The organism is Microbulbifer maximicatervae (SeqCode), from assembly GCF_052468095.1.
The window spans coordinates 3611765-3638108 of record NZ_CP174332.1 but is presented as its reverse complement, the minus strand read 5'-3'; the positions used below and the strand labels follow the sequence as shown (position 1 = coordinate 3638108).

Below are 26344 nucleotides of genomic sequence, written 5' to 3'. Positions count from 1 at the left end.
GCTCCAGCAGGTAGAAGTGCGGCTCCGCAAATTGTGGGACTAATCTTTAGTAAGGAGGATGTTAGCTGATGGCAAAAAGCGTTCTGGATAAGTTCAAAATTCGCAAGGGAAAGGTCTTTGAGGCGCCACTTGAGGGTGCCTTTGGGCGCCTGGTTACTCCCTTTGAAGAATTTATCCATCGCCAAAGCAGCAGTGGTATTTTGTTGATGCTATCTGCTCTGGCGGCGTTGGTTATAGCCAACTCTCCTTTGCAGGAGGCTTACAAGCACCTGTTGCACATGCCCATCAGCCTCAGCGCGGGAAACTGGGAATTCTCTCTCTCCTTACATCACTGGATCAACGATGGCTTGATGGCGATCTTTTTCTTTCTGGTGGGATTGGAATTAAAGCGCGAATTTATGGTGGGAGAGTTGTCCGACCTTCGCCAGGCTGTACTTCCGGTGATGGCGGCAATTGGCGGAATGGTGGTGCCGGCACTTATTTACGCTTCTTTTAATGCGGATAGTGGTGCAGAACGCGGCTGGGGCATTCCCATGGCTACGGATATAGCATTTGCTGTCGGCTGTATTGCCCTTTTGGGGAATCGGGTGCCTCGTGCGGTAGTTACTTTCCTGGTTGCGCTAGCCATTGTGGATGATTTGGGCGCAATTTTAGTGATTGCAATCTGGTATACCGAACAGGTGAATATCACTGCGCTGATTGCGGCGGGTTGCCTGGTAGTGATTATGTGGCTGCTAAAAGCGGCAGGGGTTCGCAGTTCTCCAGCCTATGTATTTGTCGGTGTGCTGCTCTGGTATGAGTTCTACCTGGCGGGGGTACATGCGACTATTGCGGGGGTGATTACGGCAATGGCACTGCCGGCCAAACCCAAATATGACCCGGTGGCTTTTAGTACCTTTGTAAAGGATATTATTCGCAGCTTTGACCGCTGTTTCCGTCCAGGCGATAAGATTATTGCTAACGATGCGTTGCGCGCCCGAGTGATGGCGCTGGGAAATGGCGTCAACCTGGCGCAATCGCCGCTACAGCGCATGGAAACCCGCCTGCACACACCGGTGGGCTTCGTAATAATCCCTATTTTTGCATTGGCTAACGCCGGTATTCCCTTTAGTAGTTTTACCAGTTCTTCGGCAGTGATAAACCCTGTCACCCTTGGGGTCATTTCCGGCTTGGTTGTGGGCAAGCTGGTAGGTATCGTTGGCGCCACCTGGATTGGCTGGAAGCTTGGCTGGGGCAAGTTGCCTAAGTCCGCCAATTTCCAACATATTGTCGGTGTTGCACTCCTTGGCGGGATTGGCTTCACTATGTCGATCTTCATTGCCGAGCTGGCCTTTAGCTCTGAATATGAGCTGTTGATCCAAGCTAAAGCGGGTATCCTACTGGCATCAGTAATTGCTGGAGTGGCTGGGTTCCTGGTATTGCGCAAAGCTCCGGTGGCCGATGAGTTTGAAGTTCATGGGGAGGGGGAGCCCCTAGATGAAGGTGGCAGCGATAGCCTTGGGGAAGGGGAAGACGTAGAACAGCAGCCCGGTCGCCAGGGTTAAGTTGTTTTAGCGTTTCTGATGTCACTGCGTCTCGGTCCTGGAGAGGCCTGATTCCATTAGTTTCCAGTTCCCATTGTTAATGTACGTGAGAGAAATAAGAATTATGTATTTGAGAACACTGGCACAGGCGCTACCAGTGCTGGCTATTTCCCTACTGCTTGGGGCTTGTGATGGCCAAACTACAGCTAATAAAAAAACCGATTCTGAAGTCGGGGTTGATGATCAATCGACTACAACAATTCCCAAACCCGATAGTGGAGATAGTGCGATGGATAGTCTGGCCCAGGCTTATGTCCTTCTAGTGCTTGAACTGGGAAATCATGACGACAGCTATGTCGATGCCTATTACGGTCCGGCTGAATTGCGTGAAACTGCCACCAAGAGTAAGGCGAGCGCTGCAGATATTGCCCGGCGCGGTGAATCTTTACTGGCAGAGCTGCCAGCGGTAATCGACGGCGATGGTTCTATCGAAAACCTGCGTATGCATTACCTGAAGACACAGTTGCGGGCCCTGGTGTTCCATGCTCGTAGTCTGGCAGGAGAGAGCCCGAGAAGCTTCGCCAATGAAGCTCGAACCCTCTACGACACCGAGCCCCCGCAGCAGGATTTGGAAAGTTTTGAACCCATGCTGGAGGAGTTGGAAGTATTACTCCCAGGTGAGCAGCCCTTGAGTGAGAGGGTAGCCAGCTTCCGCAAAGCTTATGAAATTCCTGCCGATCGCCTTCAGGCCGTATTTGATGCCGCCATTAAAGAATGCCGCGCGCGCACTAAGCAGTATGTTTCACTCCCAGCGGATGAGAGTTTTGTTCTGGAGTATGTCAGCGACAAACCCTGGAGTGGCTACAACTGGTATAAGGGGCGTTCGCACAGCCTAATACAGGTGAACAATGGCTTGCCAATTACGATAGACAGGGCTATTGACCTGGGCTGTCACGAAGGGTATCCGGGGCATCACACCTATAACGCGCTGTTGGAGCAAACTTTGGTCAAGGAACGGGGTTGGGCAGAGTACAGCGTTTACCCGCTTTTCAGTCCACAGTCACTGATTGCCGAGGGAAGTGCAAACTACGGGATAGAGCTGACTTTCCCCGGTGAGGAGAAAACCCGTTTTGAAATGGAAGTTCTCTACCCCTTAGCTGGCCTGGACCCCAAAACGGCGGAAAAGTATGAGCAGGTAATGGCCCTGGTAGATAAGTTGGGTTTTGCCGGCAATGAGATTGCCCGCCAGTATATCGACGGGAAAATTGAGGGCGCGCAGGTACCTGCGTTGTTTGAGAAATATACCTTGATGAGCCCCGCCAAGGCGGCACAGCGGAAGGATTTTGTAGATGCCTACGGCGCCTACGTAATTAATTACAATTGGGGTAAGACACTGGTTGCTGATTATGTAGAGCAGGGCAGTCAAAATAATGAAGAGCGCTGGCAGCGCTTTACCCGTTTATTATCCTCGCCGCGCCTGCCGTCATCCCTGGATTGGTAATCATGCAAAAAGGCACTTTGAGAGAGTATTTACTATCGCGACCGGAAGCTATCGAGGATTTTCCTTTTGGCCCGGATGTAGCGGTATTTAAGATTAAGGGGCGCATGTTTGCTACCTTAAGCTGTTACCGCGGGGTGGACGCCAGTAATCTTAAGTGCGATCCCGATGAAGCCCAGGCCTTAAGGGACATCTTTTCCGGTGTTATCCCGGGTTACCATATGAACAAGAAACACTGGAATACGGTGTTGTTGGATGGCACAGTGCCCGATTATGAGATTGAGCGAATGGTAGATCGCTCATATGGCCTGGTAGTTAAGGGGCTTCGCAAGCTTGAGCGGGAGTCCTTGGAACTGGCCTATGGAGCGGAGCTGCTCTACCGCTAGAGGCCCCTGTGAATAGAAATACCCAGATTTAGTCTAGGAGAGGATGTGAACGAATTTATTGTCGATGTAACGGCAGAGAACGCCCAGCAAATTCTGATTGAAGAGTCCATGAAGCGCCCGGTAGTGGTGGACTTTTGGGCCGATTGGTGTGAGCCGTGCAAGCAGTTGATGCCGGTGTTGGAAAAACTGGCCAATGAGTATAGCGGTCAGTTTTTATTGGCGAAGGTCAATGCAGATACCGAGCAAATGCTGGCGGGTCAGCTGGGTGTACGCAGCTTGCCCACGGTAATGGTTTTAAAAGATGGCCAGCCGGTAGATGGCTTTGCCGGTGTGCAGCCAGAGACACAGATTCGTGAGATGCTGGATAAGTATCTGCCAAAACCCTGGGACATAAAGTTGCAGCAGGCACAGGCGTTAATCGGTGAAGATAAAGTGGCGGAAGCCCTGCCTCTGTTGCGTCAGGCTTATACGGAATCGTCTGAACGCACTGATATCGCCAAACAACTGGCTGCTATCCTGCTCGATCAAAACCGTGCCCAGGAAGCAGAGGCTGTGCTTAGTAAAATTCTGCTGGCAGATCAGGATGCAGAATACCAGCAGCTGATGGCTCAATTGGAGCTGAAACAACAGGCAGCGGAAACCCCAGAAATTCAGGCTCTGCAAAAGGCACTGGAAGAAAACCCTGCAGATAGCGATTCAGCTTATCAATTGGCCGTGCAGTACAGTCAGGCCAACCGCCATGAAGAAGCACTGCAATTATTGCTGGATATTTTGCGTAAAGACATGGGCTTTGCCGATGGTGCTGCTAAGCAGACGTTCCTGGATATTGTAAAAAGTTTGGGGGCTGGCGACCCGGTTGCCACTCAGTACCAGCGCAAGTTAATGACTATGATGTTTTAAAAATACTCTGCCGGTAAACAAAGGGGCCCAAGAGGCCTCTTTGTTTTTTGGGGGAGAGAAGGACGATTATTTATGTATAAGCTCTGTGTTTATATTCCCGAGTCTCACTTGGAAGCGGTAAAGCAAGCGCTATTTTCCGTGGGGGCTGGGCGTATTGGCGACTACGATAGTTGTTGTTGGCAAGTCCTGGGAATGGGACAGTTCAGGCCGCTGGATGGGAGCCAGCCATTTATTGGTCAGTCGGGTCAGGTAGAGACTGTGGTGGAATACCGTGTGGAGATGGTCTGTGCCGATGAGCTGGTGGATGCTGCTCTCGATGCAATGCGAGCAGCCCACCCCTATGAAGAACCGGCGTTTGACCTCTGGCGATTGGATGATCGCTGCAATAGTGCCGGCTTAAATAAAGCAGAGGTCTCTTAAAGGCTATCGAGTACCTTTTGTCGTTCGTGGCTTTTTTGCTCGATCGCTTTTGCATCTTCCAGTAATTTTGAAACGCTGGTGTGATGGGTCGGCAGTTTATTTTCGGCGGGGCTAATGTCTTCAACGATCGAGTCGGATCTCAACTCAATAGGGTCATTGGCAGTGACTGTATTTAGAGGCTTGACGCGGTGAATACGCACGTGTGAATCCAATCCCTCCGGTACAGTGTCTGAGAAGTGCCAATTCCCGTCTTTATCTTTCCAGGTAAAAACCTCAGATGTTTGCTTGGCAGAATCCCCTTGAGATACAAGCCCACTGGAAGTTGCCAACTCTTCAATTTTTGACACTGATTCCTGGGTGGTTTCGCGCACACTTTGCATAGCTCGCTCACCGGTTTCGCGAATCGCTGAAATATCCGGTTTTTGTGGCAGCCAGTCGGAGGGTGACATGATGGGTTTGCCATCTGGGCCCGGTAAAATCATAGGCAGGACAACGCCTACCAGTAACAAGGCACCGAGCATTGGAAAGTATTTCATGCAAACATCCTTTTAATGCAGGGTCATTAACTAACTAAGTAAAGTGGTTTACAGCTTGCGATTGATGACACCGCGGTGTAACTGGTATTGGCCGATACGGGTATCTTCGAAATAGTGCTCCAAAGTGCGGTGCATAATGGGAAATGCAATCTCCCTCCAGGGAATTTCATCTTCGCGAAATAGCTCAACTTCGAGCGATTCAGGCCCGGGTCCGAAATTCATATCGGTCAATTCACCCCGGTACATCATATAGACCTGATTGATATGGGGGATATCGTAGACGGAGTAGAGCTCGTCCACGCGGATACTGGCCCGGGCTTCCTCCCAGGACTCCCGTAAAGCGCCCTCTTCGCTAGTTTCGCCACTCTCCATAAACCCGGCAGGCAGAGTCCAAAGCCCCAGGCGCGGCTGTATGGCACGCTTGCACAACATCACCTTGTCGCCAACGTAGGGGACAACTCCGACAATAACTCGGGGGTTGATGTAGTAAATGGCGCCGCAACTGCCACAGATGTGGCGGGGGCGGTCATCGCCCTTGGGAATGGAAAGTGTTACGGCGTTACTGCCGCATTGGCTGCAAAATTTCATGGCGTCAGTATACCCATGCGAGATTTGAGCGCCAGCTTCCGGACCGGTTGACGCCTATAGTTGTTAGTGATGTTGAAGTATAAAGGCGGTATCTACCCTGCGATGGCGCATTTTTTTCTGCTCGGACTAGTGCTCCTTGCCCTTTGCGCCTGTGGCGGTAAAGGCGAAGAGGAAAAGGCGCCACCTCCCCCGCCAGTAGAAGTACTGGTTGTTAGGGAAGAGCCTGTTATCCCCCGCTTTGAATTTGTCGGGCGGGTAGAGGCAACTGATGAGTATCAAGTCCGCCCACGAGTACAAGGGTATATCCAGAGCCGCAATTTTACCGAGGGGGAAACCGTCCAGAAAGGGCAGTTACTGTTTGAAATTGACCCGCGCCCTTTTATTGCCGAACTGGCGAATCAGCGCGCTACTCTGGAACAATCCCAAGCCTCCCTGAGAGTTGCTGAGCGGAACTTCCACCGTGGCCGCCGTTTGGTGGCCACTGGGGCTATCAGCCAGGTACAGATGGATGAGCTTGAAGGTAATTTTGAGGAAGCGGAATCCCAAGTCGATGCCAATCGCGCCAAAGTGCAAAGCGCTGAGCTGGACCTTTCTTATACCAAAGTTTACGCGCCACTCACTGGAAGAATCGGGCGTACAGAATTTCCAGTGGGTTCCCTGGTAGGGCCAAGCACCGATCCCCTGGCCACTATCGTAAAAATGGATCCCATTTATGTGCTCTTTGAAGTGCCAGAAGAGCAACTTTATGCGGTGCAGGTGGATTCCCAGAGGCGACAGCGAGAGGGTTTAAATCCCACTCGCCTGGATGTTCGCATTGAGTTACCCGACGGCAATTACTACCCCCATAAGGGCAAAATCGTATTTATCGATAATCAGATCGATCCCAATACCGGATCGGTAGCGGTGCGCTCCCTGTTTCCCAATCCAGGCCAACTATTAGTGCAGGGCCAGTTTGCCCGAGTTTCCATAAGCGTCTACACCGGCAATGACGCGCTGAGGCCGTTGGTACCCCAGTCAGCGGTCATGGAGGATATGCAGGGCCGTTATGTCTTTGTTTTGGGCAAAGATAATATTGCGGAGAAGCGCTACCTGACCTTGGGGCAGAGGGAAGGGGAGTTGTGGGCTGTAGATCGCGGGCTTGTCGCCGGTGAATCTGTAATCGTTAATGGTTTGCAGAGGGTTGTCGCAGGAAAGCCGGTGACGCCGCAAAACACCCCTAGAAACCCCTACGATGTTGAAGCACCACCAGCCCCTCCCGCCGAGCAAAGTAGTAGTTCTGCGGCGAAATCTGGCTCTACTGACAGTCAAGGGGAGAGAGAGCTACCGGTAACTGATGGGGAAGCGGCACCAGCAAGCCCTGAATCTGAGGGGCATGACGATGACTACAAATAGCTGTCGCTGCCCATGATTAGCGCCTTTTGTATCCGGCGGCCACGATTCGCCTTTGTTATTTCCATACTGATCACCCTCGCTGGGATACTCTCCTTGCCACAATTGCCAGTGTCGCAATTCCCTGAAATAACGCCACCGACCATCAATGTCGCCGCCACGTTTGCCGGTGCCAGCGCCGAAGTAGTGCGCGATAGTGTGGCTGTGCCGATTGAGTCGCAAGTTAATGGTGTGGAGGGCATGGATTATATGTCTTCCACTAGTGGCAATGATGGCTCCTACAGTCTCACAGTGACATTCAAGCCTGGCTACGACGATGACATCGCCCAGGTTAATGTTCAGAACCGGGTGGAGCAGGCCACTCCCCAGCTACCTGAGGATGTGAAAAGGGATGGGGTGGTAGTTTCCAAGCAGAGCACCACGCTGTTGTTAGTGGTCAATTTGTTTTCCCCAGATGAAAAGTTTGATGAATTATTTCTGGCGAATTACGCCGAGATTTATTTAAAAGATGAATTGGCGCGGGTGCTGGGGGTGAGCAGTGTTGTTATTTTTGGCTCGCGCAATTACGCCATGCGCCTCTGGCTCGATCCCAATCGGATGGCCTCGTTAGATGTCACCGCCCAGGATGTTATCTCTGCTGTGCAGGCACAGAACGTAGAGGTAGCTGCCGGTCAGATCGGGGCGCCACCGATCCGCCAAGATCAGCAGTTCCAATACAATATTTTGGTGCAGGGGCGCTTGGTATCTCCCAGCGAGTTTGAGGACATCACCATCCGCGCTAAGCCCGATGGCGCCATGGTAAAAGTTAAGGATGTGGCGAGGGTGGAGCTGGGAAGTGAATCTTACTCTTCCTATGGGCAATTGGATAACCAGGCTTCAGCAGTGATAGGGGTGTACCAGCTGCCCGAGGCAAATGCGATCGAAGTGGCCGATGGCATTAAGGCCAAGGTTGCTGAGTTGTCGAAGCGCTTCCCCGATGGGCTGGAAGCGGAGATTCTCTACGACACTACATTATTTGTTGAGGCCTCAATTAAAGAGGTTGTGGAAACACTGATTATTGCCCTGATACTGGTAATACTGGTGGTTTTTTTGTTTCTGCAGGATTGGCGCTCTACGCTGGTACCAGCCATTGCTATTCCCGTATCCCTGATAGGCACCTTTGCCTTAATGCTGGCATTTGGGATGACGATTAACACCATCACATTGTTTGCCTTAATCCTGGCGATAGGCATAGTGGTAGATGATGCGATTATCGTGGTGGAAAACACCCAGCGGTTAATGGCTGATGGCCTCCCGCCAAAGGAAGCCGCGCTGGAATCCATGCGTGAAGTTACCGGCCCCGTTATTGCTACTACCCTTGTTTTGTTTGCAGTTTTTGTTCCGGTAATGTTGATGCCGGGAATTACGGGGAAAATGTATCAGCAGTTTGCTGTCACCATTTCAATGGCGGTGGCCATTTCCTCCCTGAATGCACTTACACTAAGTCCGGCTCTCTGTGCCAGTTTGTTAAAGCCGAGTAAAGACGGGGAAGTTGCCGGTATTAAGGAGACCGGTATTTTTGGTTTCTTTAATAAAGCTCTGCATATTTCTACAGGTTTTTATGTGGGAATGGTGAGGACTTGTATCAAAATACCGCTTATCGGTATCGCCTCAATTATTCTGATTTTATTATTCTGCTATTTACTCTTTACCCGAATCCCCACCGGTTTTATTCCCGATGAAGATCAGGGCACGTTTATGTTACACGTGCAGTTGCCAGATGGATCTTCCCTGGAGCGAACCGGACCCATTGTCAATCAAGTGACCGATGTTCTAATGGAAGAGCCAGGTATGGCTCACGTGGTTGGAGTGCCCGGTTACAACCTGCTTACCAGCAGTGTTTCTTCCAATACGGCAATGATGTTTGCTGTGTTAAAACCCTGGGATGACCGCACAAATAGAGAAGATAGCCAGTTTGCCATTATGGATCGGGTACAGAAAAAGTTATCCGCAATTCCCGATGCGCAAGTGCTACCGTTTGTCATTCCACCACTTCCGGGTATTGGCACTGTTGGTGGATTTGAATTTGTACTCGAAGATCTACAGGGGCGCAGTATTACTGAATTGTCACAGGTCTTGTTTGACCTGCTGGGCAATGCCAATCAGCGCAGTGAAATCTCCCAGGCCTTTACTAGTTTTCAGGCCGCCACACCGCAGCTTGAATTAAAAGTAGATAAAGAGAAATCGCATGTGCTTGGGGTCCCCCTGCCGGATGTGTATTTAACGTTGCAAACCTTTTTGGGGGGCTATTACATCAATGACTTTAACCTATATGGAAAGGTTTTTCGGGTAATCGCTCAAGCTGATGCACAATTTCGCGATAAAGAGGAAAATCTGGCTGGCTTTTATGTTCGTGCCAATAGTGGCGGTTTAGTACCGCTGACTGCTATCTCAACTATTACTCCGGTGGTCGCGCCACAAACAATAACCCGTTACAACTTATATAACAGCGTCACTATCAATGGATCACCGGCACCGGGGTATTCCAGTGGCCAGGCAATGGATGCTATGGAAGACTTGGCATCAAAGTTGCCAGAAGGTTATGGATACGAGTGGACGGGCATCAGCTTACAGGAGGTGACTGCGGGTAATCTGGCCCCAATCCTGTTCTCTTTGGCCGTTATATTTGTCTACTTGTTTTTGGTCGCCCAATATGAGAGCTGGACTATCCCCTTTGCGGTGATGTTGTGCGTCCCCATTGCGATCGGTGGCGCTATGTTTACGGTATTTATCGCGGGGTCTATCAACAATCTCTATACGCAGATCGGCTTGGTATTACTGATTGGGATGGCAGCAAAGAGTGCGATTCTGATAGTAGAGTTTGCCTGCGTGGAGCGCGATAAGGGTCGGTCTATTGCGGATGCGGCTCTGTCGGCCACGCGCCTGCGATTCCGCGCGGTTTTAATGACGGCCATGTCCTTTATTTTAGGGGTAATTCCACTACTGGTCGCCACCGGTGCCGGCGCAGTAAGCCGGGTTTCCCTGGGGCTGGTGGTCTTTGGCGGCATGTTGGCTGCGAGTCTCTTCGCAACTTTGCTAGTGCCTGTGTATTACGCCTTGGTGCAAACGGTGCGGGAAAAGCTGAAAGGGGGCTATACCCCCAAAATTGATGAGGATAAGACCGCGAATGGTGGGTCTGAATCCACCTGAGCCAAGCTGTTGATTGTGTGGTAGGGTGGTAAGTCACAAATGGATATTGTGGCATATCGCTCAGTGTTACCGCTGAAAAACGGTATGATGAATGTTATGGAGCCCCCGAAGCGATCGGGGCAGGGCACAGATTTATGCTAGAGATTATTGAACAGAAAATCGTAGGGCAAATTGAGGACTTGGAAGCAAGGGTTCCGGCAGGGCCTGACCTGCAAGGCCATGCCGCAGTACTGATTGCCCTGACAGAAGAGCCGGACCCTCAAGTAATTCTAACTAAGCGCTCTGCAAATCTCTCCACACATTCCGGTGAAGTTTCTCTCCCTGGGGGGCGCTGGGATGCCACAGACCCATCGCTTCAATTTACCGCCTTGCGTGAGGCGGAAGAAGAAGTCAGCCTACCTATGGATGACGTGCGCGTACTCGGTCCCCTTTGGCCTCGCACTACCCGCTGGCAGGTACATGTGACCCCTTGGGTAGGGATAATTTCACCGGATATCCAATTGTTCCCAAACCCAGGAGAATTGGATGCAGTATTTCGAGTCCCCCTGTCTTTCTTTCTTGCAGACCCGCGTATTCGCACTGATCGTATTATTATTGATAACCAGGAAATATACCTTCCGGCGTATATGTATGAAAACTATGAAATCTGGGGCTTTACTGCAGGGGTATTAACCGAATTTTTAGTAAAAATATTAGGGGCGTCAATAGGGCGCCGTGATGATGTGCCGCTGCGTGCACTTAACTAGCTCAGCTTACTAATTAGAATTTTTTTATTTTTGGGGAAGCTCTGGTATCGGCTCACCTAAGTCATCCCAAGCATCGATTAGTATTTTCATTTTTTTTCCGGCATCGGGATCGGCGCTGAGGATTGGGAAATCAGGGTCTTCAGGAAGTTTAACTTCTTCTCCTCGTCGACATTCGATTAACCAGTTGTTATCGATTTTAACGAGTTTGTCTCGATACTCTCCAACAGCAGAAATGCGATAGCCGGATCGTGTTGCTATGATTTCTACGGTCGTTGCTTTTCCTGAGGCGGATTGCCCATCTTCAGAAATAAAATGTAGGGGCGAGCTTGTAATATGCCGGCTTCCCAACTTGCTGTGAACCGCTGCGTAGCGCTTCAGTTTTTCTCTTCCCCGAATCATAATATTGCCGTGCTCAAATCGGCCATTAGGTGTAAATAATGATGCCCAGCCTCGGGCATCATTACTGTCGATAGTTAATGTGTAACGGGCGAGTAGATCACTAATCGCTAGTCGATCTTTTAGCTGTTGAATCTCATCCATTGCTTTACCTTGATCTTTATCGCCAGTAGATATTGAAGAGGATAGTTTCTAGTGATGGTTTTTGGGGGTTCACCTAGGATATTAATAGAGTATTAATCAAAACCCGTTATCTAACCCCAAATCCTGCAAGTAACCTTGAGAGAATTATTAATAAAAGTGGGAAGTGTTTGTTTGTGTAAAGTGAAGTAATACCAAGCCCTAAAATCCTTTGTCGTTTGGCGACTATTTCACGATTTAAGCTAATGGTGGGATTTATTTGAGACGTAAGTACTAGATATACTGTAAGGTTCTTATATCCTTAATTTTTCTTATTATATACGTTATTGGATTGCTTGAATGAGATCTCTCTCTTTTTTCTGTGTGTTGCTGGGAATCGGATTAATCCAGGCTTGTGCAATGTCCACTGTACCTCCTAAGTATCAGGGACAATGGGCTGGAACCGAGGAATCCTGTAACGCTCCTTCATCGGCCGACTCGATGACACTGGCGGATAGTCGTATTCAATTTACGGAGTCTTCAGGCCAGTTGATGTCTGCTAGCCAAAGTGATGGCAATCTTCATCTGGTTTTCAATATGCAGGGTGAAGGAGAAGCTTGGAAGTCAGAGGAGGTGTACTCTCTGACATCTGGCGGAAAGGTACTGGTGCGTTATACCCAGGATTCTACGTTTAAGTACTTTCGCTGCAATTGATTGGCATTGAAGGCTGGGTTAGAACTCAGTTGTTTAAATGACTGGAGCTTGCAGCTCTGGTCATTTAAATGTGGAGTTGCCTGTTAAAATATCTACTCGGTCCACGCGACAAATTTTTCTTTGTGAAATGAATACCCCCCCTTTGTACCTATTGAGTTAACAGGCTGCAGGTAGCTCCCTGTAGAGTGAATTTCTAAAGTTTCAAATGCAGGTCTATTTGGGCTGCTATGAGGTTATCTTGATAGTTATAAATAGACTAAACCTTTCTCTACTATTAATTTTTACTACAGATTTGCAATTGGGACTTGATAGCCTTGATAAAAGTCTGAACTTTTGTTGGCGGCCTTTTGGAAAATAGATGCATATAATGGATGGGCGCAGCGGCAACAGATGTTATTGAGCAAAGTGTGCCGTTAGCCACTTTTTTTCGAGCGATAATATCGGGCAACCTGGCAATCCCAATTCCGGCTTCGGTTAACTGTACTATATCGTGTAAGGAGTTACAGCGAACCTTAGGCGTGGCTTTTATCTGAATCCCACTTTTCAATTCATACTTTAATGGTATGCCCTGCCAATCATTAGCGATATGCGGCCAATTTTGTAGTTCTGTAAGGTCTGAGGGAATGCCACATAGCTTTTCAATAAGCTGCGGGCTGGCGTAGAGACTTTCTCCTAACAATCCTAACTTTGAAACTTTTGCCGATTGAAGTGCAAGACTGCCCACGCGAATGGCTAGGTCTACCTGCGATTCAATCAAATCCATGGGGGAGTCATTAGCTAACAGCCTGATTCTCAGTTGCGGGTGCTGTTCGGCCAGCTTAATGATTGCAGGAATAATTACTGGCTCGCACAGTGCGTGAGGAGCTGTTACTGATAGGGAACCCGCCAATTTGTTGCCGCTATTCCTAAGGCCCGCTAATGCTGAGTTATAAATATCTTTGATCTCCCGGCAATGGGCGTAAAACTCTGAGCCGGCCTCGGTGAGAGATAGGGAGCGGGTACTGCGGTAAAGCAAGCGGGTGCCGATATCAGACTCCAGCCGGGTAACTGCTTGGCTTACTGCCGATTTGGTGCGCTCCAGGCGGTCGGCTGCCAGTGTGAAGCTGCGCGCCTCTACAACGGCTAGGAATACCTGCATATCCTCCAGGCTTGGTTTCATTGTTTAATTTTCCTAAACACTAATATCAATTAATGGATGTTTATCACAACCATGGCCATGGGGCAATCTATAGGCACAAGGTCGTTACCTATTACAGAAGAGGATTTTGATATGAGTGACATTCTGATTGAGAAAACAAAAGCTGCCAGTGAACAGTGGAAGTCTTACTTCAATAGTGGCAATGCAGCTGGGTGTGCATCCATGTATGAAGAGCAGGCTCAGATGACTGCCAAACCCTTTGGCCTGTTCGAAGGTCGAAAGAATATACAAGCTTTCTGGCAAAATCTGGTAGATCAGGGTTTTGCGGATGTGACCTATATTGGCGCAAAAATTGAAGTAGTGGACGAAGTCTCAACCGTACTCTCAAGTAATTGGAAAATGAACAACGCAGAAGGTGTCATCACTCGTGAACTCTGGGTCCTACAAGAGGACGGTACTATGCTACTGCGTGATGACCAGTTCGAAGCTATAAATCCTAGCGAAAAGTAAGGGTGCTAGCCGTGAGTGAATTTTGGAATAGTTTTACCCGTGAGAAAACGGACGAGCAATATAACCCTACTTTGTGGACCCGCCGCCTTCCAACCGATCTGCTGCTGCCTTCTCATGCTGAGTTTACTGGCAGTCGTAGCTCGGCATATCGCAACACGATTAAGGACGGTTTGCAAACTGTCAATTTTGGGGAAGGTGATTTAGCTGGCTCGATGGATGTTTTCAGGTCAGACGAAGTTGCTGAGGATGCACCGGTCGTAATTTATATTCACGGTGGCTGGTGGCAGTGGTTTTCAAAAGAGCAATTTTCTTTTCTGGCCGAGCCTTTCAATAAAGAGGGATTTGCGGTCTATATGCCGGGTTACCGTATGGCCCCGGATTGGGAAAATGATACTCCAATGGAGTCTATTGTCTTACAGATGCAGTGGGCAATGGCTACCATACTGAAAGAGGCTGAAGAAAGAGGGGCTCCATCTGTGTATCTTGTGGGGCATTCGGCAGGTGGCCAACTGGTAGCACTGTTGCATCAAACGGATTGGAGTCAATTTGGTGTACCGGCATCTGCTCAAAGTAAGTTTAAAGGTGCATTTTCCCTGGCAGGACTATTTGACATTCGGCCACTGGTCAATAGTTTTGTCAATGACGCCATTAATATGTCGATGGAATCTGCCGAAAAGGTAAGCCCCCAGCTGCTAGAGCCTGGTATTGACACAACCGAATGCCCGCTACATTTAATTGTGCCTGAATTTGATACGCCAGAGTTTTTTCGGCAGACCAAAGAGTATCAGGAGAAAATGCTAAAAATGGATAATCCCTGTTATTTCAAGTTAGCGAATAATCGGGATCATCTTGACCTGATAGAAAGGTTGGTCGATGACCGTGACGAAGTTTTAACTTATATGCTGGAGTATATGAAAGACTAACAACGATTTATTGCTTTGTGTCTTAGGCAGGTCTGCAATGATGTTTTGTGATTTGGTGGCTTAAGCTGTAGCCTTGACGAAATCATCAGTGTCACGGCCTGCCAGAGGGGTGTGAGGATAGGTGCTTCAAGGTATTACTTTGGGGCGGCGCTTTAAAGGCAAGCGTCTATATAAGTTCTATCGACAAATTATAATGGGCGCCTGTTTTCTCCTCCTGGATAGATTATGCCGAGACCCAAATCCACTGTCTCTTTGGATGAGGTGCACTGGGGTGCACTCAAAACCCTCTTCCCTTACCTATTGGAATTCCGCCGCGCCGTAGTCTTGGCGATCCTCTGCTTGATTGGCGCCAAGGTTGCGGGTGTTACCCTGCCATTTTTGCTCAAACATATTGTCGATGACCTGGATAGTGCTGGGGGCCTGGCCCAGGCAGTGGCATTACCTTTGGGGCTGCTGTTGGCCTATGGGGCTGTGCGCCTTTCCAGCACTCTGTTTGGCGAACTGCGAGACACGATTTTTGGCCGTGTCACTGAGCGGGCCCAGCGCCGGATCGGGTTGGAAGTGTTCCAGCATTTGCACAACCTGGACCTGGATTTTCACCTGAACCGCCGTACCGGCGGGCTCTCTCGGGATATTGAGCGGGGCAATAGCGGCATCGGATTCCTGATGCGGTTTATGGTCTTCAATATCGTACCCACGCTGGTAGAGATAGCTATGGTGGCGGGGTTGCTCTGGTGGAATTACAGCGGCTTATTTGCGCTATTAGTGCTGGCCGCAGTGATTATTTATATCGGCTTTTCAGTGGTAGCCACTGAATGGCGTACGCGCTTTGTCAGGGAGTTGAATGAGGCGGAGTCACAGGCCAGCAGCCGTGCAGTTGATAGTCTGCTCAACTATGAGACCGTTAAGTACTTTGCCAATGAGCGACATGAATCCGGTCACTATGACCGGGAGCTGGCCAGTTGGGAGAAGGCCCGGCGTAAGAACAGGCTGTCCCTGTTTGGCCTAAATAGTGGCCAGGCGCTGATTATTTCCAGCGCAATGTGTGCAGCGATGGTTCTTGCCGCAGTAGGAGTCACCAAAGGCACTATGACCATCGGTGACTTCGTATTGGTGAATGCCTTTATGATGCAGATCTTTATACCGCTAAATTTCCTCGGCTTTGTGTACCGGGAGATGAAAGGGGCACTGGCAAATATTGAGAAGATGTTCTCTTTACTGGCGGTAAAACCTGCTGTGGAAGATCTTCCCCAGGCGGCTCCCCTCACTGTGATGGAGGGCCGAATTGAGTTTGATAACGTCCAGTTTGGCTATAAAGATAATCGCCAGATCCTCAAAGGTATCAGCTTTGCTGTGGAACCACGGCAAAAAGTGGCAATTGTTGGCGCTAGCGGTGCAGGTAAGTCCACCCTCTTTAAGCTCCTGTTTCGTTTTTATGACGCTAACAGCGGTTCCATTTCCATTGATGGCCAGGATATTCGCAGTGTTTCCCAGGAGTCGCTGCGCAGGGCTATTGGTGTTGTGCCTCAGGATGCAGTGTTGTTCAACCAGTCGATCCGGGAGAACGTGCGTTACGGACGTGTAGATGCCTCAGATACTGAGGTGGATGAGGCGATCCGTCACGCTCAGCTGGAAGGCTTTGTTCAGCAGCTGCCAGAGGGAGCCGATACCCTGGTGGGGGAGCGGGGTCTCAAATTGTCCGGAGGGGAAAAGCAGCGGGTTGCTATCGCTCGGGCCCTGTTGAAAAAGCCTCCGATTATGATCTTTGACGAAGCGACCTCATCTCTCGACAGCCACTCAGAGCAGGGCATAGTGGCATCCCTGCAGGATATTGCCCGCGAGCAGACATCGTTAGTGATCGCTCACCGCCTCTCCACAATTGTGGATGCAGACTGCATTCTGGTAATGGATCAGGGCGGAATAGTCGAGCAGGGAGCCCACCGGGAATTGATGCAGGCTGACGGACACTACGCGGCCCTCTGGCGTATGCAGCAACAGGAGCGTGGAACTGAGACCCAAGCAGCCGAGGTGCCTACGCCATGACGGTTGATAAATCCCTACAGCCAGACTAATGTGGCGCCGATACAAAAAAATGATAGGCAGAGCGATATGACCATTCCTTTTCAGGCTACCAAGATAGCGGCAGCAGTGTTGGCACTGGCCCTTGTTGGCGCTTGTTCCAAAAAAGAGCAGCAGCCCGAAGAAGTTGCCAAAGCGGAAGCTGAGGCTCAGATTGTAGAGTCCAAGACGGTACCTGTGCCCTCAGGCCAAAAGGTAGAAGATGCGGATAAGCGTTTTGATATCTATGTACCGGTTGAGCTCACTGCAAATCTAAGCGGTCTCTCCGACAACCAGCGCAAAATGATTGGCCTGCTGATTGATGCCAGCCAGATTATGGATCGCCTGTTCTGGTTGCAATCCTACGGCCCAGCTGAGGAATTGCTGCCGGATATTGAAGACAACCGCGCTCGTAAGTTTGCCGATATCAACTATGGCCCCTGGGATCGCCTTAACGACAATAAGCCGTTTATTGTTGGTTATGGAGATAAGCCCCTGGGTGCTAACTTCTACCCAGCGGATATGACCCGCGAAGAGTTCGAGAAATGGGACCAGGCAGGAAAAGACGGCTTGTACTCCCTGGTGCGCCGCAATGAGTCTGGCAGTCTCGAACTGGTGCCTTACAACGAAGCCTACAATGCGGACCTGAATAAGGCGGCCAGCATTCTGCGCCAGGCAGCTGAATTGGCTGAGAGCAAAGAATTTGCTAACTACCTCACTATGCGTGCCGATGCACTTCTCTCCGATAATTTCCGTCCCAGTGATATGGCCTGGATGGATATGAAGGAGAATGATATCGATGTGGTTATTGGCCCTATTGAAAACTATGAAGACCAGCTGTTTGCCTATCGTACCGCTTATGAGTCCTATGTCCTGCTGAAAGACAAAGAGTGGAGTAAGAAACTGGCCAAGTTTGCCGCTCTACTGCCCGAATTGCAGAAGGGTTTGCCGGTTGAGGAAAAATACAAATCTGAAGAGCCCGGTACTGATTCAGACTTGAATGCCTACGATGTACTCTTCTACGCCGGCCACAGTAACGCGGGCTCCAAGACTATTGCCATTAACCTTCCCAATGATGAGGAAGTACAGCTGGCCAAAGGCACTCGCCGTTTGCAGCTGAAGAATGCAATGCAGGCCAAGTTTGACAAGATCCTGGTGCCGATCAGCGATGTATTGATCGCAGAAGATCAACGCAAGAATATTACCTTCCCGGCTTTCTTTGCCAACACCATGTTCCACGAAGTGGCCCATGGTTTGGGAATTAAAAAGACCGTAGAAGGCGGAAATAATGTTCGCCAGGCTTTGAAGGAAACCTCTTCCGCCCTGGAAGAAGGTAAGGCTGATATCCTCGGTCTGTACATGGTTACCCGCTTGCATGAAAAAGGTGAGCTGGAAGAAGGCCAGTTGATGGATAACTATGTCACCTTCCTGGCGGGTATTTTCCGCAGCGTACGTTTTGGTGCGGCCAGTGCCCATGGTAAAGCCAATATGATGCGCTTTAACTACTTTAAGGAGCAGGGTGCCTTCACTCGCGATCCCAAGACTGGTCAATACAGCGTTGATTTTGAAAAGATGCAACAGGCGATGACCAACTTGTCTCGTTTAATCATTACTATCCAGGGTGATGGCGATTACGAGGAAGCCAAATCACTGCTGGAGACCAAAGGCGTAATTGGCCCTGAACTGCAGGCTGATTTGGATCGCTTGGCTGAGGCCAATATTCCGGTTGACGTTACCTTTATTCAGGGTAAAGAAGTACTTGGTTTGAAGTAATTTCCTTACCTTTTGTTTAAAAAAACCCGGCGCCTGCCGGGTTTTTTTGTGCCCCGAAACTTTACCCCCCCTTCGATTTGCTATATCTCCGCTGATTGCAGCTTAGTACTTTAGGTACTTTTTCTTATGGCGGAATTAATAGTCACGTCCAAACTAAGGAGGCAGTCTGTATCCCAGGCTAGGAAATCCAACTCTTATACAATATTGACAGAGGTTTTACATGGATATTAAGCAGTCAGTTATTAAGTTATTAATATTAGGCGTAATGGGGCTATTTACAGCGTCATACTCTTTTGTAGCATCAGCTCAGGTATCCTGTGGTGATGTTATTACGAGCGCCGAAGTGCTTACACAGGATTTATTCTGTGACCTTACTGCCGCTGAGCCAGATGCCCTTACGATAGTTGGTCCTGAAGGTAGTTTGAGTATGGGAGATTTTTCTGTGACCTGTGATACAGGTGCGGGATTTGGCGGTGCTGGAATACGTATCCTGGGTCAAGGTGCGGTGTTGACTGGCGGCACCATTAATGAATGTTTTGACAATATTTTTATAGGCGGTGTGGGTTATCACACGGTGGTCGGAACTGAGCTAGTTGGTAGTGTTGACGATGGTATTGATATTGACAGTATCTTTAACAATATTAGTGGATGCATAATCACTGATAGTGGTCGAGTAGGTGTTGATATGGATGATGATTTTAATACTCTCTCTTCTTGTGTTGTATCGCTCAGTGTCTCTGATGGAATTCAGGTAGATGATAGCTTTTCAAATGTGTTCAATAATATATCTACATCCAATGGTGGAGCAGGAATTCTAATCGAGGGCTCATCCAGTAATATAATCTCCCAAAATTTAATAGCAAGTAATGATGGTGGAGGTATCGTTTTGGAATTCACGAGTTCGACTAATAATGTCATAACTGGAAATTTCTCTGAACTTAATCTTTCCTTTGATTTATATGATACGGTTGACCCCGATTGTAGTGGCACCAACACTTGGTACGCTAATGTTGCCATTACTAAAAGTCCAAGCTGCCTGGATTGAATTTTTTCGCGATTTTCGAAACTTACTAAAAAGGGAGAAGGAAAGAATACACTGCGCTCGGGACCCTATGAGGCATGGATGCCGATTAGGAGCTTACAGGGATGTATTCACTGCGTGTCTCGAGTGCGGTGTATTCTTTCCTTCCACCCCAGTAGTAAGTTGTGTCTCTTAGGCGATTCAAAAAAAATAGCTGTTTGTGATGAGGCATTGATGGCTATGAACCGTAGTGTTGTTAATGCACAATAAATTTGATGCTATATTCTAATTGTTTGGCGGTTAAGCGGTATAATTGAAGCTCCCAATTGATCAATATAATTCAACTATAACAATGGATTAATTATGTCTCGTGTTCTGTACTCGGGTACTAAAAATGCATCCACTTGGGCCTTTAGGGCTTGGTTGGCATTGCGTGAACAGGAAGTTCAATTTGAGGAAGTGGTTGTAGATATTCGTCGGCCACAGCGATTCGAGAACTTACAGCGTATAGGAGAGTTATCCCCTGCGAGATCAGTACCCGTACTGGAAGAGGGAGATATGATTATTTTTGACTCCTTGGCCATTATGGAATATGCCAATGACATAGGCTCTGGTGAACTGTTACCTCAAGATCCATTGATGCGGGCGCGAGCACGGGCCATGCTTAGCTGGCAACATTCTGGGTTGTCCGGGTTGTGTCCACGTCTGTCCTTTGAAAGTGCATTTTATCCAGATAAACGTTTAATGACCCCTGAAGAAGAGATGGATGCGGAGCGCTTATTTGCCGCCTGGGAAGGAGAGCTTGAGCAAAATGGTGGCCCTTACTTGATGGGCGCTTTGTCCCTGGCAGATTTAGCCTTTGTGCCAACCGTGATAAGAATTTTCTCCCACGCCCCAAATTTGCAGCCCTGGCCGCTTACTAAACTGTGGATAGACCGGTTGCTGGCGCGTGACAGCGTAAAAGAGTGGATGTCAGAGGCCGCTGAACTGCCGCCGGTAGTACTGTCGGATTATCGGTAGGGACTAACTTCCGCAAAGATCAGGATTTTTTTAATTACTAAACCCGTTAGGTGAAGCTGAACCAGCTTCACCTTTTTTACTATTAGTGGCGTAAATTAATCGGAAAAAGAAGCAGGGTACGTATTTTTTATCGTAAGAAAGTTTCAAGCGCAATCACTGGCTAATAGTGATGCCAATGAGGTCTAAACTGTGCTGGGTTAACCAGTGCGCCAGTTGATGTTTGAGGCGATCAATTTATCAAATATTAAGGATAATATTTAGATCAATGAAAAGATTAGCCTTTAGTCTATGTTTCTTGTTGAGTAGTGGGGTACAGGCATCGTGCCACTTAGAAGAATATGAACGGTTTATCAATACTCAAAGTTTGGTGATGCTTGAAGCATCCGTGAAACTATTTGAGGAGGATAAGGAGAAGTTTAAAATAATTAAACCGTTTGTAAAATTGGAAGTGCGCAATAACAAGCTTAAGGTTTATGTGGCGAAGAAATTGAGTGAGAAGGAATCCACCGTTCTTAACTTTGAAGGCCCTATTGCGAATTACGTTCCCAGCGTATCGGTGCAAATTATGCCGGATGGCTCCATACGGGATAAGGTTGATTTGGCGATGTCTGATGATGTTTTTTATCGCACAGAGAAAACTGCCATGGCGCCACTGCAAAGTTTATATATGTTTAACGAGGGAATGAATGCGGCGGAAAAGAGAAAATTCACACGTGCAAGAAACTCCCTGAGTAAGCATATGGAGACCATCGAACAATTTTCATATATGAAAAGAGCCTTTACGATGCGTCTTGAAAATGTTTGTCCGGTAAATAGCTAAATATCTAGACGTTCATGCTGCTGTTTGAAATAAAAACTATAGCTTTGTTCCTGGCTACGGCGCTTGCAGAGATAATAGGCTGCTACACGGCTTACTTGTGGTTAAAGCAGGACAAAAGTATTTGGCTACTAGTGCCTGGCGGTATAAGTTTGGCGATATTTGCTTGGCTATTGACATTGCATCCGGCTCCAGCGGGCCGGGTGTATGCTGCTTATGGAGGAATTTATATTTTTTCCTCAATAATGTGGTTATGGTTGGTTAATGGCGTTAAGCCCACCATTTGGGATGTGAGCGGTGCCGCTGTAGCAATGCTGGGTATGGCTATCATTATGTTTTCACCGAGGCAGATGATCAATTAGATTTGATAAATCTATGCGCTTATTTAAGGGTGACTTTGTGATTTATCCTTAAAGCTGAGAAATTCTTGGATCGCGTAAATATCTTACAGTTTATTAAGCCAGCTGATAATTGCTTCGTGCTCAATATTTCCAATGGTCGATATACTTGGGTGGCTTCTATTGGGAATTTTCACCAAATTAATATTTGATTGATCTAAAGCTATATAATTACCATAGGGTGCAATTAGATCCGAGGGGGAGGATATTAGCAGTATGGGGAGCTTGGAAGAATAGAGAAGGGGAAGTATATTGGTATCACTCGGTTCAATACCAGACTGCTCCAGAGCCAGATTTGCTCCTTTTCGAATTTTATTTTCGGGTATAACCCGGCTAAGTATGGGATGATTGAGCCTACCGTAGTTATACACGGCTTGATCAAAAGGGACCATTGGGGCAAGTAAAATAATTCCATTTAAGTCAGATCTCATGGCTGAGATATAGAGAGCCGTTAAGGCTCCCATGGAGTTTCCTACGATATATAACGGCTTGTCCTTGATGTCCCCTTTACTGATTAGTGCATCAATAAGTTTATTGATAATTTCACTATCTCCTACGCCATATTTTTTAGTGCTATTCGATTCCCCGTGACCAAGGAGGTCCGGAGCCACAACTTGAAATCCAAGAAAGCGAAAGTATTGAGCAGAAAATAACATGAACTCTTTTGATGATCGGAATCCATGTAATAAAATCACTGTTCCAGAATATTTTTCTTTCAGAGCATCTTTTGGTAAATCAAGTTTAACGGTGCTTTCTTTGCCGTCGGTGTCATATTTGACGGAGTAATGAATACCGTCTTGAGATGAAGCAGGAGCGTAATAATACCTGATGTATTCTTTGCTTTTTCCTATATCATAGCTGCCTTTTTTAAATCCTAAGTCTTTAATTTGTTCTGGGGTTATTGTCTCATTGAAAGGAAAGCTTTCAGATTTTTCAATAAGTTTGGCAATTCTCTGAGAGAAGCTGGATACACTAAAGCATGTGCTAATGACAGCAAATATCGTATTTAGTTTAATCGCATTTTTCACTGGCCGTTGATATCCAATGGATCTAATCGTATAGAGAAGGATATCTTGTTGCGATTAGGTTTGGCTGGAATTGGTGCCAATATGGCCAGTTCCTGAAAATGTCTTCTCGTTAAGAGAAGCTAAGCGAAATCCCTCTAATACTGGCAGGAGAGAATTCATTGTTCCTTCGGAGCTTGTTCGATCGTGCCAAATAAATGCTCGTCGAGTGTACTTCTTGTCCTAAATCAATAAGAGTGACGGCAAAATCAAAATTTGAGAAATTAGATTTTAATCTCTGTGGGCTGCGTGATACTTTATGCGCCGCTATAGCTACATAGATACGATTGCTGTATTTATGTACAGTATTGAGCTGTATAAGGCAAGAGATGAATATTTCCCTAGAGGTTGTGCAAGAACTGGCCCCAGACCAGGCTTCTTTAAACGCAGCCAAAAAACTGTTGAAGCCGGCTAAATGGCCTTTGCGCGGTAAAGCGGCTTCTGTAAATTGTATATGGGGGCAATGCCAAGGGTCGGGGGCCAATCCCTATTACACCATGGCAGATACAGTAGATCACGGTTACAAGTGTACCTGCCCCTCACGTAAGTTTCCCTGCAAGCATGTTCTAGCCCTTTTGTGGCAATTCGCCGACGGCCCGGATGACTTTATTGAGACTGAAACACCGGAGTGGGTAGTGGAGTGGTTGGGGCGGCGGCGTAAGAGTAAGCCTGAAGCCCAAGCTGAGACAAAAGCTTCTACCAATAAAAACATTCACGGTATTTCTGAGGAAACCTCGGAAAGTAAAGAGGCGCAGAAAAAAAAGGAAGCGGCCAGGGCTAAGCGGGCAGCGCAGACACGCGCTAAAACCAACAAGAGTATCGCCACTGGACTAGGTGAATTCCAGCAGTGGGTTGAGGATCAATTGCGTACTGGCATGGTGGGATTTCTCAAGGAACTTCGCCAGCGCTGCCGCTATATCTCTGCGCGCTTAGTGGATGCCAAAGCTGCCGGCCTGGCATCCAGGGTTGATGAGCTTCCAGCCAAGGCCCTGGGGCTTGGACCACAGAAACAGGCGGAAGTGGTATTCAAGGAGCTGGGGCAATTAATGTTACTCAGCAGTGCTTGGCTAACCGATGAGGAAGATGTGGATGCTCGCAGAGCGATTGCCGTTGCCGAGAACCGTGACCAGGTCTTGGAAAACCCAGCCAGCCTCAGGCAAAGGGGCATTTGGCAGAATGTAGGAGAGAAAGTGAGCACCCGCCGCGATGGTTTGGTGAGCCACGCTTCCTGGTTGCTCAAGCTTGATAGTAATACCCCAGTATTTGCCCTGTTGTTGGATCACTATCCGGCTTCTGCGGGGCGCCGGGAGGTGGGAATTGGTATCGGCGCCAGTGTAGAAGGGGAGTTGGTTTTTTATCCCGGTCGCATGCCCCTGAGAGCTTTCCCTGTGGAGTTTAAAGTCGTGCAGGATGGTGTGAATCAGAGATGGCCAGCCCAGCAAGAGAGCGTGTTCTCCCACTACCAAAAGCAGCTGTCTCAGCAACCCTGGATAGAGCAGGTACCGCACCTTCTTGAAGGGGGGCGTCTACTGCGCTGTGCCAACGGCCATTACTGGTGGCGCTGCTCGAGTGGTCAGCAAACGCTACCGCTCAACAATGAACAGATTCCTTCTCTATTACTGGGTTCAAAATTACAGGCGGCGTTTATTTTGTGGGATGGAAGCAGTGCTGAACTGCACAGCGCGCGGACAGATGAGTGGGGGACAATCGCATGCTAACGCCTGAGAAAATCCAGGAAGAGCAGTTGTTGGTAGAGCGCCTACAGCAGCGTTGGATGGTGGGCAGTGATTTGCCCTTAGAGCTCGACGCCCTACCTGAGTCCTGGCGTCCATTGTTTGAAGGCCTGGAAGAGGAGCGCTTGGCATCAGCGGCGGTAGCGCTTCTCAGCCAGCATCAAAGCGCACTCTACCAGCCCCAGGCTCCAGCAGAATTACGCGAATTTCCCTTGTTGCCCGAGTTGAATAAGCCCGTGCTTCCCTACCCAATGCGGGCCCATTTTCGACGGGTGACTGAAAGTGTTCAGTCCCGCTCTATGGAGCAAACCGGATTGCTCCTGAAGTTGCTGTTACAGCGGGGATATATTGCCCATCCTGCGGACTGGCTTCCCTCAAGTAATGATGAAGGCTTGCCGGAAGTATATCTTCCCTGGTCACAATGGGCCGCGAATGAGCGGGGTAGTATTGATGATTCTGAAGCGTTAACTGAGGAAAACTGGGATGATTGGTATCCCGCCAGTCGCCTGGCAAAGCTCAGGGAGTTGCGCTTCAGTAACCCCCCCGCCGCTTTGAATTTGATCCAGACCTGCGCCGGGCGCGAACCCGCTGATAAGCGTTTAAGGGTCGTGCGAGTTCTTGCTATCCGGCTGAGTGAGTCCGATGGGGAATATTTACAGTCCCTGCTTAAAAATCGTTCACAAAAGGTGGCACGTCTTGCCAATCAGTATTTATCTCGATTGGGATTGTCATCGGAACTTGAATCTAATACTCAGGAAGAGTTTTCTGCGCAGGAATTGGCTGAGTTTTACGAATTAAAAAAAGTGGGCCTGGTAAAGAAGCAGTTGCAACTATTGCCCCGTAAGCTCAAGAGCAAAAAACAGCAAGCCATTCGCTCGGAATTTTTGCAGAAGGTATCTCTGCAAAGCCTTGCGGAAGCACTGGATATCAGCGTGACTGACTTAGCTGAGGCTTGGCAGCTCGATAAAAATCGCGATTATGACAACCACAGTTTTGTTACCAATGCGGTAGATACTTTGCCAGATAAGGCTATTGCCCTGCTGGTCACCAATATTGAGAGCTACCTGGATACCGGTGAGGCCGGTATGTCTCTCTTACACAGTTTATTGCCGCGCCTGGAACAGTCCCGCCGTGCCGAATTGATGTTTGGACTTTTGCGCAATAAAAAGGCCAAAGTGGATTTTCAGGATCTACTCAAGTTTTTGCCCGAACCGCTAACGGAGCTTTCCTGGGATGATTTGAAAAAAACGTCGCCCTGGAAGGCGCTGTTAAAGCTCGTTGTTGAGGAGTTAAGTGAGAGTGGTTATTTGCAGTCTATTTATCTCCAGCGGGAGTTGACCGCATTGGGCTTGATGTTACCCAGAGAGACCGCTCGGCAGTTACTGGAAGCGCTTTTTGAGCAGGGTGTGCTACGGGCAGACCCCGCAACTGACTGTCTTCGATTTAATAGCGAGCTTGCCGGCGTGGATGGGCTTTAGTCCATA

Annotated in this window: 24 protein-coding genes; 19 read left to right on the top strand and 5 right to left on the bottom strand. The window is 48.6% G+C overall.

Features of this window, described 5'->3' with window-relative positions; all coding sequences use genetic code 11:
- Positions 1-68: 68 nt before the first annotated feature.
- The 5 genes from nhaA (at position 69) to ACJJIL_RS15865 (ending at position 4727) form a co-directional block, all read left to right on the top strand.
- Positions 69-1544 carry a Na+/H+ antiporter NhaA gene (gene nhaA / locus ACJJIL_RS15885; RefSeq protein ID WP_444894797.1) on the top strand — a complete coding sequence of 492 codons (1476 nt, stop codon included), beginning with the start codon at positions 69-71 and terminating at the stop codon, positions 1542-1544.
- Between the two features lie 103 nt (positions 1545-1647).
- Entirely contained in the window at positions 1648-3024 is a 1377-nt protein-coding gene (locus ACJJIL_RS15880) for a hypothetical protein (protein ID WP_445360172.1), read from the top strand.
- Positions 3025-3026: 2 nt separating this feature from the next.
- A complete protein-coding gene (locus ACJJIL_RS15875) occupies positions 3027-3407 on the top strand; it encodes an MmcQ/YjbR family DNA-binding protein (RefSeq protein ID WP_282931699.1) in 381 nt (126 codons plus the stop codon).
- A 45-nt stretch (positions 3408-3452) separates the two neighbouring features.
- Positions 3453-4307 carry a thioredoxin gene (trxA, locus tag ACJJIL_RS15870; RefSeq protein ID WP_444912378.1) on the top strand — a complete coding sequence of 285 codons (855 nt, stop codon included), beginning with the start codon at positions 3453-3455 and terminating at the stop codon, positions 4305-4307.
- Positions 4308-4379: 72 nt separating this feature from the next.
- Complete coding sequence (locus ACJJIL_RS15865; RefSeq protein WP_445360171.1) at positions 4380-4727, top strand: YqfO family protein; 348 nt, start codon at positions 4380-4382, stop codon at positions 4725-4727.
- On the opposite strand, the gene ACJJIL_RS15860 is transcribed toward ACJJIL_RS15865, so the two are convergent.
- Together ACJJIL_RS15860 and ACJJIL_RS15855 are read right to left on the bottom strand one after the other, a co-directional pair.
- The gene (locus tag ACJJIL_RS15860; RefSeq protein WP_445360170.1) at positions 4724-5263 is read right to left on the bottom strand and encodes a DUF4124 domain-containing protein; all 540 of its coding nucleotides are present in this window, start codon (positions 5261-5263) and stop codon (positions 4724-4726) included. The genes ACJJIL_RS15865 and ACJJIL_RS15860 overlap by 4 nt on opposite strands.
- A gap of 48 nt (positions 5264-5311) precedes the next feature.
- Positions 5312-5851 (bottom strand): NUDIX hydrolase, encoded by a 540-nt coding sequence (locus ACJJIL_RS15855; protein ID WP_413664813.1) that lies wholly within the window; start codon positions 5849-5851, stop codon positions 5312-5314.
- Positions 5852-5920: 69 nt separating this feature from the next.
- On the opposite strand from ACJJIL_RS15855, the gene ACJJIL_RS15850 reads away from it, so the two are divergent.
- The 3 genes from ACJJIL_RS15850 (at position 5921) to ACJJIL_RS15840 (ending at position 11175) form a co-directional block, all read left to right on the top strand.
- Positions 5921-7243 (top strand): efflux RND transporter periplasmic adaptor subunit, encoded by a 1323-nt coding sequence (locus ACJJIL_RS15850; protein ID WP_444927041.1) that lies wholly within the window; start codon positions 5921-5923, stop codon positions 7241-7243.
- A gap of 12 nt (positions 7244-7255) precedes the next feature.
- Positions 7256-10429 carry an efflux RND transporter permease subunit gene (locus tag ACJJIL_RS15845; protein WP_445360169.1) on the top strand — a complete coding sequence of 1058 codons (3174 nt, stop codon included), beginning with the start codon at positions 7256-7258 and terminating at the stop codon, positions 10427-10429.
- Positions 10430-10563: 134 nt separating this feature from the next.
- Positions 10564-11175 (top strand): CoA pyrophosphatase, encoded by a 612-nt coding sequence (locus tag ACJJIL_RS15840; protein ID WP_444906063.1) that lies wholly within the window; start codon positions 10564-10566, stop codon positions 11173-11175.
- Between the two features lie 24 nt (positions 11176-11199).
- Here ACJJIL_RS15840 and ACJJIL_RS15835 read toward each other — a convergent pair whose 3' ends face one another.
- Complete coding sequence (locus tag ACJJIL_RS15835; RefSeq protein ID WP_445360168.1) at positions 11200-11715, bottom strand: nuclear transport factor 2 family protein; 516 nt, start codon at positions 11713-11715, stop codon at positions 11200-11202.
- 396 nt (positions 11716-12111) lie between these two features.
- Here ACJJIL_RS15835 and ACJJIL_RS15830 point away from each other — a divergent pair, with 396 nt between their 5' ends.
- The gene (locus ACJJIL_RS15830) at positions 12112-12405 is read left to right on the top strand and encodes a hypothetical protein (RefSeq protein ID WP_445360167.1); all 294 of its coding nucleotides are present in this window, start codon (positions 12112-12114) and stop codon (positions 12403-12405) included.
- Positions 12406-12679: 274 nt separating this feature from the next.
- Here ACJJIL_RS15830 and ACJJIL_RS15825 read toward each other — a convergent pair whose 3' ends face one another.
- Positions 12680-13564 (bottom strand): LysR family transcriptional regulator, encoded by an 885-nt coding sequence (locus tag ACJJIL_RS15825; protein ID WP_445360166.1) that lies wholly within the window; start codon positions 13562-13564, stop codon positions 12680-12682.
- A gap of 111 nt (positions 13565-13675) precedes the next feature.
- Between ACJJIL_RS15825 and ACJJIL_RS15820 the strand changes: the two genes are divergently transcribed.
- The 8 genes from ACJJIL_RS15820 (at position 13676) to ACJJIL_RS15785 (ending at position 22027) form a co-directional block, all read left to right on the top strand.
- Positions 13676-14053 carry a Cif family virulence factor gene (locus tag ACJJIL_RS15820; protein ID WP_445360165.1) on the top strand — a complete coding sequence of 126 codons (378 nt, stop codon included), beginning with the start codon at positions 13676-13678 and terminating at the stop codon, positions 14051-14053.
- Between the two features lie 11 nt (positions 14054-14064).
- A complete protein-coding gene (locus ACJJIL_RS15815; protein ID WP_445360164.1) occupies positions 14065-14976 on the top strand; it encodes an alpha/beta hydrolase in 912 nt (303 codons plus the stop codon).
- Positions 14977-15201: 225 nt separating this feature from the next.
- Positions 15202-17019, top strand: coding sequence for an ABCB family ABC transporter ATP-binding protein/permease (locus ACJJIL_RS15810; RefSeq protein ID WP_445360163.1), 1818 nt, complete (start codon positions 15202-15204; stop codon positions 17017-17019).
- Between the two features lie 66 nt (positions 17020-17085).
- Complete coding sequence (locus ACJJIL_RS15805) at positions 17086-18807, top strand: DUF8614 domain-containing protein (protein WP_444942422.1); 1722 nt, start codon at positions 17086-17088, stop codon at positions 18805-18807.
- A gap of 220 nt (positions 18808-19027) precedes the next feature.
- Entirely contained in the window at positions 19028-19852 is an 825-nt protein-coding gene (locus ACJJIL_RS15800; RefSeq protein WP_445360162.1) for a right-handed parallel beta-helix repeat-containing protein, read from the top strand.
- Between the two features lie 339 nt (positions 19853-20191).
- Positions 20192-20848 carry a glutathione S-transferase family protein gene (locus tag ACJJIL_RS15795; protein ID WP_444906056.1) on the top strand — a complete coding sequence of 219 codons (657 nt, stop codon included), beginning with the start codon at positions 20192-20194 and terminating at the stop codon, positions 20846-20848.
- 265 nt (positions 20849-21113) lie between these two features.
- Positions 21114-21668, top strand: a complete 555-nt coding sequence (locus ACJJIL_RS15790; protein WP_444916413.1) for a hypothetical protein — start codon at positions 21114-21116, stop codon at positions 21666-21668.
- 20 nt (positions 21669-21688) lie between these two features.
- Positions 21689-22027, top strand: a complete 339-nt coding sequence (locus ACJJIL_RS15785) for a YnfA family protein (RefSeq protein ID WP_445362010.1) — start codon at positions 21689-21691, stop codon at positions 22025-22027.
- A gap of 83 nt (positions 22028-22110) precedes the next feature.
- Here ACJJIL_RS15785 and ACJJIL_RS15780 read toward each other — a convergent pair whose 3' ends face one another.
- The gene (locus ACJJIL_RS15780; protein WP_445360161.1) at positions 22111-23091 is read right to left on the bottom strand and encodes an alpha/beta hydrolase family protein; all 981 of its coding nucleotides are present in this window, start codon (positions 23089-23091) and stop codon (positions 22111-22113) included.
- Positions 23092-23456: 365 nt separating this feature from the next.
- On the opposite strand from ACJJIL_RS15780, the gene ACJJIL_RS15775 reads away from it, so the two are divergent.
- A complete protein-coding gene (locus ACJJIL_RS15775; protein ID WP_444906052.1) occupies positions 23457-24845 on the top strand; it encodes an SWIM zinc finger family protein in 1389 nt (462 codons plus the stop codon).
- A complete protein-coding gene (locus ACJJIL_RS15770) occupies positions 24839-26338 on the top strand; it encodes a DUF5691 domain-containing protein (RefSeq protein ID WP_445360160.1) in 1500 nt (499 codons plus the stop codon). The genes ACJJIL_RS15775 and ACJJIL_RS15770 overlap by 7 nt, the downstream gene beginning before the upstream one ends.
- The last annotated feature ends 6 nt before the right edge of the window (positions 26339-26344 follow it).

What these genes read in the sequence shown, in the direction of transcription:
- ACJJIL_RS15855 (WP_413664813.1), bottom strand. Translation starts at nt 5,851, where the DNA reads ATGAAATTTTGCAGCCAATGCGGCAGTAACGCCGTAACACTTTCCATT.
- ACJJIL_RS15810 (WP_445360163.1), top strand. Translation starts at nt 15,202, where the DNA reads ATGCCGAGACCCAAATCCACTGTCTCTTTGGATGAGGTGCACTGGGGT.
- nhaA (WP_444894797.1), top strand. Translation starts at nt 69, where the DNA reads ATGGCAAAAAGCGTTCTGGATAAGTTCAAAATTCGCAAGGGAAAGGTC.
- ACJJIL_RS15825 (WP_445360166.1), bottom strand. Translation starts at nt 13,564, where the DNA reads ATGAAACCAAGCCTGGAGGATATGCAGGTATTCCTAGCCGTTGTAGAG.
- ACJJIL_RS15790 (WP_444916413.1), top strand. Translation starts at nt 21,114, where the DNA reads ATGAAAAGATTAGCCTTTAGTCTATGTTTCTTGTTGAGTAGTGGGGTA.
- ACJJIL_RS15840 (WP_444906063.1), top strand. Translation starts at nt 10,564, where the DNA reads ATGCTAGAGATTATTGAACAGAAAATCGTAGGGCAAATTGAGGACTTG.
- ACJJIL_RS15860 (WP_445360170.1), bottom strand. Translation starts at nt 5,263, where the DNA reads ATGAAATACTTTCCAATGCTCGGTGCCTTGTTACTGGTAGGCGTTGTC.
- ACJJIL_RS15875 (WP_282931699.1), top strand. Translation starts at nt 3,027, where the DNA reads ATGCAAAAAGGCACTTTGAGAGAGTATTTACTATCGCGACCGGAAGCT.
- ACJJIL_RS15845 (WP_445360169.1), top strand. Translation starts at nt 7,256, where the DNA reads ATGATTAGCGCCTTTTGTATCCGGCGGCCACGATTCGCCTTTGTTATT.
- ACJJIL_RS15830 (WP_445360167.1), top strand. Translation starts at nt 12,112, where the DNA reads ATGTCCACTGTACCTCCTAAGTATCAGGGACAATGGGCTGGAACCGAG.
- ACJJIL_RS15835 (WP_445360168.1), bottom strand. Translation starts at nt 11,715, where the DNA reads ATGGATGAGATTCAACAGCTAAAAGATCGACTAGCGATTAGTGATCTA.
- ACJJIL_RS15770 (WP_445360160.1), top strand. Translation starts at nt 24,839, where the DNA reads ATGCTAACGCCTGAGAAAATCCAGGAAGAGCAGTTGTTGGTAGAGCGC.
- ACJJIL_RS15775 (WP_444906052.1), top strand. Translation starts at nt 23,457, where the DNA reads ATGAATATTTCCCTAGAGGTTGTGCAAGAACTGGCCCCAGACCAGGCT.
- ACJJIL_RS15805 (WP_444942422.1), top strand. Translation starts at nt 17,086, where the DNA reads ATGACCATTCCTTTTCAGGCTACCAAGATAGCGGCAGCAGTGTTGGCA.
- ACJJIL_RS15820 (WP_445360165.1), top strand. Translation starts at nt 13,676, where the DNA reads ATGAGTGACATTCTGATTGAGAAAACAAAAGCTGCCAGTGAACAGTGG.
- ACJJIL_RS15800 (WP_445360162.1), top strand. Translation starts at nt 19,028, where the DNA reads ATGGATATTAAGCAGTCAGTTATTAAGTTATTAATATTAGGCGTAATG.
- ACJJIL_RS15795 (WP_444906056.1), top strand. Translation starts at nt 20,192, where the DNA reads ATGTCTCGTGTTCTGTACTCGGGTACTAAAAATGCATCCACTTGGGCC.
- ACJJIL_RS15850 (WP_444927041.1), top strand. Translation starts at nt 5,921, where the DNA reads ATGTTGAAGTATAAAGGCGGTATCTACCCTGCGATGGCGCATTTTTTT.
- ACJJIL_RS15865 (WP_445360171.1), top strand. Translation starts at nt 4,380, where the DNA reads ATGTATAAGCTCTGTGTTTATATTCCCGAGTCTCACTTGGAAGCGGTA.
- ACJJIL_RS15880 (WP_445360172.1), top strand. Translation starts at nt 1,648, where the DNA reads ATGTATTTGAGAACACTGGCACAGGCGCTACCAGTGCTGGCTATTTCC.